General features: G+C 71.7%; 7 protein-coding genes and 1 tRNA gene. 5 read left to right on the forward strand and 3 right to left on the reverse strand.

Annotated elements, in window-relative coordinates:
- Both I5I_RS13880 and I5I_RS13885 read right to left on the reverse strand, forming a co-directional pair.
- Positions 1-265, reverse strand: a 265-nt coding sequence (locus I5I_RS13880) for a response regulator transcription factor (RefSeq protein ID WP_036321046.1), incomplete at its 3' end; no start/stop codon positions are given.
- Positions 258-1,469, reverse strand: a complete 1,212-nt coding sequence (locus tag I5I_RS13885) for an ATP-binding protein (RefSeq protein ID WP_051039640.1) — start codon at positions 1,467-1,469, stop codon at positions 258-260. The genes I5I_RS13880 and I5I_RS13885, both read right to left, overlap by 8 nt.
- Before the next feature lie 115 nt (positions 1,470-1,584).
- Between I5I_RS13885 and I5I_RS13890 the strand changes: the two genes are divergently transcribed.
- From I5I_RS13890 to I5I_RS13905, 5 genes are all read left to right on the forward strand, one after another.
- Complete coding sequence (locus tag I5I_RS13890; protein WP_083868035.1) at positions 1,585-3,237, forward strand: PspC domain-containing protein; 1,653 nt, start codon at positions 1,585-1,587, stop codon at positions 3,235-3,237.
- Positions 3,234-3,560, forward strand: a complete 327-nt coding sequence (locus tag I5I_RS13895) for a hypothetical protein (protein ID WP_148285567.1) — start codon at positions 3,234-3,236, stop codon at positions 3,558-3,560. The genes I5I_RS13890 and I5I_RS13895 overlap by 4 nt, the downstream gene beginning before the upstream one ends.
- Before the next feature lie 26 nt (positions 3,561-3,586).
- The gene (locus I5I_RS13900) at positions 3,587-3,985 is read left to right on the forward strand and encodes a YccF domain-containing protein (RefSeq protein ID WP_036321052.1); all 399 of its coding nucleotides are present in this window, start codon (positions 3,587-3,589) and stop codon (positions 3,983-3,985) included.
- Between the two features lie 110 nt (positions 3,986-4,095).
- Positions 4,096-4,168 (forward strand) — tRNA-Met (locus I5I_RS16950).
- Positions 4,169-4,266: 98 nt separating this feature from the next.
- Positions 4,267-4,680 carry a hypothetical protein gene (locus I5I_RS13905; protein WP_036321055.1) on the forward strand — a complete coding sequence of 138 codons (414 nt, stop codon included), beginning with the start codon at positions 4,267-4,269 and terminating at the stop codon, positions 4,678-4,680.
- A 94-nt stretch (positions 4,681-4,774) separates the two neighbouring features.
- On the opposite strand, the gene I5I_RS13910 is transcribed toward I5I_RS13905, so the two are convergent.
- Positions 4,775-6,798, reverse strand: a 2,024-nt coding sequence (locus I5I_RS13910; protein ID WP_036321058.1) for a S8 family serine peptidase, incomplete at its 5' end; no start/stop codon positions are given.

Below are 6,798 nucleotides of genomic sequence, written 5' to 3' on the forward strand. Positions count from 1 at the left end.
ACACACTCAGCGCGAGGAACCGGGTCGGCACTCCGGCGCAAGCGCGGATCACCTCTTCGCCGCCTGTGGCCTCGTCGCCGTGCCCGCCGGGCAGATGCACGTCGAGCAGAACCACGTCCGGCCGCGTCTGGGCGATGACGCCGATCGCGGTCGGCACGTCGGCGGCCTCTCCCACGACCTCGACGGTGTCGTCGAGGTCGCTGCGCAGACCCGAGCGGAAGATGGAGTGGTCATCGACGATGACCACGCGGATGCCGTCAGCCACGGCCGTTCCCCTCGGCGCCGGCCGACCGCAGGTGCACGTCGGTGCCCTCCGGTCCCGAGGTGACCGTCGCGGTGCCCCCGAGACGCCGCATCCTCCCGATGATCGACTGCCGCACACCGAGCCGGTCGGCGGCGACGTCGTCGAGGGCGAACCCCGGCCCTCGGTCGCGGACGAAGACGTCGACGCCGTCGGAGCGTCCTTCGATGTACACCGAGACGTCGCCGCCGGCGTGACGTGCCGCATTCAGCATGGCCTCTCGAGCGGCGGCCGCGATCTCGCCGCTGGCCCGCTCGCTCGAGACCCCGGCGACGACGACGTCGATGCGCACCGGGTAGTCGAGCTCGAGCGCCGCGGCGTAATCACGGAGGTCGGTTGCCAGGTCGCTGTCGGCCGGCTGGTCGCCGTCGTAGAGCCACGCGCGCAGCTCCCGCTCCTGTGCGCGGGCGAGCCGCGCCACGTCGCTCGAAGCGCCGCCCCGGTTCTGGATGAGGGCGAGGGTCTGCAGAACGGAGTCGTGCAGGTGCGCGGCCATCTCAGCGCGCTGCTCCTCGCGGATGCGTCGATCGCGCTCACCCGTGAGTTCGCGCCACTTCCCGACGAAGGTGGACGACAGCATCGCGGCGAGTGCGGCCAGGGGCACCACGATCAGCAGGGCGTCCGCCGCCGCACCCTCGCGGAGGGCGAGGATGGTCAGTGCGAACACGGCGAGCAGGACGACCACGACCGCGCTTCGCACGATCACCGCGTGCCCCGGCCCGCGGAGGGGGTCGCGGCGGTCGACCAGGGTCGCCCATGCTCCGGCGGCTGCGGCTGTGGCCGATGCCGCGCCGACGACGACGGCGAGGTCCGAACTCTCCCGCGCGCCGACGACGGCGAGCGCGCTCAGCGGCAGCAGCACGATCGCGGCGCCGCACGTGAGAATCCAGGCGACCGGCGCCGAGCTCGTGGTCGGCGCGTCTCCCGCGGCGCGGGGCGCGAAGGCCCAGCACCAGGCGTAGAACAGGATGCCGGCGCCTGCGCACAGCGCCAGGACGACGAACAGCGCGCGCACGGCGCTCACGGGGGCACCGAGGTGCTGGGCGAGTCCTTCGGCGACGCCGGCGACGACGCCCTCGCGAGGGCGCACGAGCGGGGGCCGGGCCGGCGGCACCGGGCGCGGCGCGGGCGCGGCGCGCGCGGCGTCCGAGGCGGCGGCGGGCGTCATACGGCCATCCAACCATCCGCGACCTCGGCCGTCACCGCTGCGGCCGCCGAGATCAGGGCCGTCTCAGGGATTCCCCCGATGGTCGGCGCGCGTGCCGCGCCGCGAAGATCATTGCATGACCACTCCACCCGTGGACCCGCCGCAGACCACATCGTCGACGCCGCCCCCTCCCGCCGGAAGCCACACCGCCGCCGAAAGCCGCAACACTGGCGACCGCTTCTTCTCGTGGACCTCGGGACTGGGCATGGTCCGCGGTGACGGCTGGATCGGCGGGGTGGCCGCGGGCATCGCCGCGCGCCTCCGGATCGATCCGCTGATCGTCCGCGGCATCCTCGTCGTGGTCGGCCTGTTCGGCTTTCCGGTGATCTTCCTCTACGCGCTCGCCTGGGCACTGCTGCCCGACCTCGACGGCCGGATCGTGCTGCGAGACGCTCTGCGTCGCCGGTTCGAGCCGGCCCAGGTCGGGATCCTCGGTCTGTTGATCCTCGGTCTCATCCCGCTCGGACCGGGAGTGGTCTTCGTCGGCAGGATCCCGGGATGGATGCTGAGTCCCGGGCTCGGCGGATGGTCTGCTCTGTCTGCGCTGCTGGTGACCGTCGGTCTGACTCTCGCCGTCGCGCTCCTGTTCATCATCGTGCGCGCCGCGCGTCACTCCGCGCGCTCCGCGCCCCCGGCACCCCCGCAGCAGAGGGCTTCCGCTGCGGATGCGTCGCCGGATGCGTCCGCCGCGGCGACCGGTTCGGGTCCGGTCGCCCCCGCGGACCCGCGGGGGACGGATGCCGCCGGCTTCGCGGCATCCTCCCCTGCCCTCCCCTCCCCGGCCACCGCCGCCGACTCCTCGACCGATGCCGGCACGGCCGCGTCGACACGCCCTGCACCCGACGACGACGCGTACGCCGCGTGGCGCGAGCAGCACGCCGCGTGGAAGATGCAGGACGACGCCTGGCGCCGGCAGCAGCAGGATGTCGATCGCGCCGTCCGCGAGCAGGCTCGCCGTGAGCGGCAGGAGCGCGCCACCGCGTTCGCCGCCGAAGCCGCCGAGCGCCGGAGACTGCGGCGCCTGAGTTCGCCGCGCACGCCGCTCGCGTTCGTCGGGGTCGCGCTCGGCATCGCCGTGATCGCGGGCACCGCCACGGCTATCGCCCAGCGCGATGCTCTCGGCCCCGCACGCGGACTGTTCGTCGCGGCGGTCGCGCTCGGCGTGTCGATGGTGGTCGCCGGTGTGCTGCGCCGCCGCAGCGGCTTCCTCGCGTTCGCGACCGTCGTGACGCTGCTCGGCGCGGGCGCGGCGACCGTGGCGCCGGTCGCGCAGAGCCTCCACATCGGGAGCTACTGGCTTTCGGTGGGCAACGGCTCCCAGCCGGGCGCCTCCGCATCAGCCCCGTTCGTGCAGACGTGGGGCGACCTCGTCATCGTCGCTCCAGACAACGGTGTGGACGGTTCGGTCTACGTGGAGAAGACCTCGGGTAACACGCAGATCATGGCGGAGCCACTCGAGGGATCCGTCCGAATGGAGATCGAGATCACCACGCGGGACGCCGCGGTCGATCGGGTCCGCCTCGCGGATGCCGACGGCAGATCCTCCGCGCGCCTCGCCGACGACCCCGCCGTCACGAGCACCCGTCTCGCTGACGGGCGCATCCGCCTCACCACGACCGTCGGCGCCGCCGATGCCCGCACTCACCACCGCATCGTCATCGCGCAGGACAGCGGCTTCATCTCCGTCATGCAGTCATCACCCGCAACCACGACAGGAGGATCCCGATGAGCGACTCCACAACAGACTCTGACGTGTTCCCGGCATCCGCTGCCGACGCTCTCGCGCCCGACGCGCCCGAGGCCCTGCCGCGCCCGCGCATCCGCTGGGCGGGGATCGTCTGGGGGCTCGTCTTCGCCGCCCTCGCCACCGTCGGTGCCGCTCTGACCTGGACGCCTCGGGCGCTCGAGAACCTGTCGATGATCGTCCCCCAGCTGACCGGAACGACGCTGGTGGCCGCCACGCTCATGGCGCTCGGCGCACTGGCGCTGATCTCCGGGCTGGTAGGACTGCTGCGTCATGCGCAGCGCGCGGCGATCCGGCGTCGCGCGTAGCCCCGCGCGGACGGGAGAATGGACGCATGCGCACGATCCTCAACATCGTCTGGATCATCTTCGCCGGATTCTGGTTGTTCGTCGGCTACGTGGTCGCCGGTGTGGTGCTGTGCATTCCGATCATCACGATCCCCTGGGCGATCGCCTCGTTCCGCACCGCGGGCTACGTCATCTGGCCGTTCGGGCGCACGATCGAGCCGAAGCCGACGGCGGGCGTGGGCTCGTTCCTCGGCAACGTCGTCTGGGTGATCCTCGCCGGGTGGTGGCTCGCGCTCGGGCACCTGGTCAGCGGCATCGCGCTGTGCATCACGATCATCGGCATTCCGATGGCGATCGCGGACTTCAAGATGATCCCGATCTCTCTCATGCCCCTCGGCAAAGACATCGTCTCCACGCGCCAGGGCGCGTTCGATCGGACGCTGTGACCCCGACGATCGCCCGTGTCACGCGCGGACACATATCGCAACCACAGGTCACACACCTGTCCCCGGCGGTCACGGCGGGTTAGCGTGGGGGCGTCCCCTCACCGGGGTATCGCGGCGATCCGGGCGGACCCGGGCACCGGCTCATAACCGGGTGCGTTGCGGGTTCGACTCCCGCCGTCGCGTCGACGCAGGACTTCGCCGTTCTCTCCGCGCATTCGCAGGCGCAGGGCCTACCCTCACTTCATCCGGCACACCGCATCCGTCGGCGCGAGGAGGCCCCCATGCGCAGAACCCCGATCCTGACCGTGATCGCCCTGGCGGCGCTCGCGCTCACCTCGTGCAGCTCCGGCGGCACCGATCCCGCTGCGGAGCTGCCGGGCGTCTCCCCGTCGACGCGCCCGCCGCTGCAGACGACGACACCGGGACCGATCGGCCCGAGCGGGCCGGCGATCGCCGTGCCCCAGAGCCGCTGGGACGCCCTCGTCGCCGACCTCACGAAGCGGGGCGTGACGGGCACCCCCGCGCTCGTGTCCTCCGAAGCGGTGACGTTCAACGACGGCTCCCTCGGCTGCCCGTCTCCGGGTCAGTCCTACACGCAAGCGCAGATCGACGGCATGCGCGTGGTCGTCTCGGTCAATGGCAAGACCTACGACTACCGGTTCGGTCAGGGCGCCGAGCCCAAGCTCTGCGCCTGACCTCGCGACAGCACACGCGACGACGCGACAGCGCACACGAAAGAAGAAGGGGGTGGATGNCGNGGCATCCACCCCCTCTTCCGCCTCGCCGGGGCTACTTCTTCAGCGGCAGCAGCAGCGCCTCATCGGCGCCCGACTGGTTGTCCATCACGACCACCATCGAGCCCAGCGGCTTCTGCGCGTCGATCTGCTTCGCGTTGAAGGTGACGTCGACGCTGGCCGAACCGCGCTTCGGCACCGTGACGAACTGGCCGTTGCTGATCGCCGGCGCCGTCGGGTCATACGTCGCCCACCCGTCCACGGCGTCCGACGCGTCGTTGGACGCGAAGGTCTGGGCCGTGTACGAGAACGCCCCCGTGATGCCCAGATCGCTCGCCCGCACCGGCATCAGCAGGGTGCTGCTGTCGGTCGGCGCCTGCGTGAGGAAGCCCGCGGCGGCCGTCTCCTTCGTCTTGGCGTTGACGATGAAGACCTCGGACAGACCGTTGGTGTCGCCGTTGCGCACCCCGCCCGAGTCGGCGGACAGGACGATCCAGTCGGGGGTGCCGTCGCGGTCGCTGTCGATCACGATGTCGTACTCGTTCGCGGCCGCGTTCGACCAGCGGTGGTGCATGTTCATCGCGAACACCATGAGCGTGTCGTCGCCATCGGGGAAGGACTGCACCCCGACCGCGCGGATGTCGTACCCGGTGTCGGCCAGGGTCTTGCTGGCGTCCTGCGGGTCGGACAGGCCCCACGTGTACACGTCGGCACCGGCCGGCAGGGCGCCGGCGAGGTTGCGCAGCGTCAGCTTCTTGGTGCCGTCGGCGACCTTCTGCTTGCCGCTGAACCACGGGCCGTTCGTCGTCGCGCGCACCGTGCTGTCGGCGCGGGGCACGAGCAGGTAGGGCACGCGCAGCGTGGCGTCGGACGACGTGAGCACGATGTCACCGGAGATCTCGGAGAACGCGAACTGGTCGTCGGCGCCGACCGAGCTGGGCACGTCCTTCGCGGCGGCGGCGACGATCAGCAGCACCTTCGCCGAGCCATGCGCCGGGACGGTGATCGAGCGGTTCGAGAGCAGGATGCGTGCCTTCTTCGACTGCGCCGACGGGGTCGTCGAGACGTCGTAGCGCACCGCGGTCGGCCCGTCGTTGCGCACCGTCACGGTCTTCACGCCACCGAAGCCCAGCGGCGACTCCTGGAAGCCGAAGCTGAGCGCCGACTCGCGCGCCCAACCGCTCTCCGTCCGGAACGCGTCACCCGTCGCCGTCACCGTCGTCGCCACGGCCTGAGCGGCATCGACGAGACCCACCCCGCCGAGCGTCAGGCTCTGCCGGGCGACCTTGTCGGGATCGGCAGTGGACACCACGGATGCCGCGATCTGCGGAGCCGTCCACGACGGGTGCGCTTCGGCGGACAGCGCCGCCACACCCGCCACGTGCGGGGCGGCCATCGAGGTGCCCGACAGGATCGCCGCACCGTTGCCCGAGCCGACCGCGGCCGACGAGATCGAGACGCCGGGGGCGGCCACGTCCGGGCTGATGGCGCTGTCGCCCGAGCGCGGACCCGACGAGCTGAACGACGCGTAGCCGCGGAAGCCGGGGTTGGCGATCTGCGTGGCGACGAGGCTCGCCGTGGCGCCGGCGACGAAGGCGGGACCGCTCGAGGAGCGCACGCCGAGGAACGGAATCGTCAGGTCGAACGGCTCCCCGGTGTCGGCATTGGCCGTCACGACGCCCTCGAACGGCGGCAGGTCGTCGGTGTTGTTCACCATGACCACGGCCGCCGCTCCGGCCTGCTGGCCGTAGATGGCCTTGGCGACACGGGCGCACGACCCGCGGTCGACGACCGCGATCTGCTTTCCGCCCGGGACGACTCCCGCGGCGGTGAATGCCGCCGGCGAGCATCCGAGCGCGTTGTCGCCGGTGAGGCGCACGACCGTCAGATCGCCGATGCCGTCAAGCGAGGCACCGTTGGCGTTGATCGCCTCGACGGGGGTGCCGCCGACCGTGATCGTCGCGCCCGGGAAACCCTCGGCGCTGTCGACGGCCGATACCGAGATCACACCGTCACCGGTGCCCGGCGAGCCGGTCAGGTACGGGTTGTGACCCGCGTTACCGGAGGAGGCGACCACGA

It is taken from the genome of Microbacterium sp. B24 (genome assembly GCF_000333415.1).
In the GTDB taxonomy this organism is placed as follows: domain Bacteria; phylum Actinomycetota; class Actinomycetes; order Actinomycetales; family Microbacteriaceae; genus Microbacterium.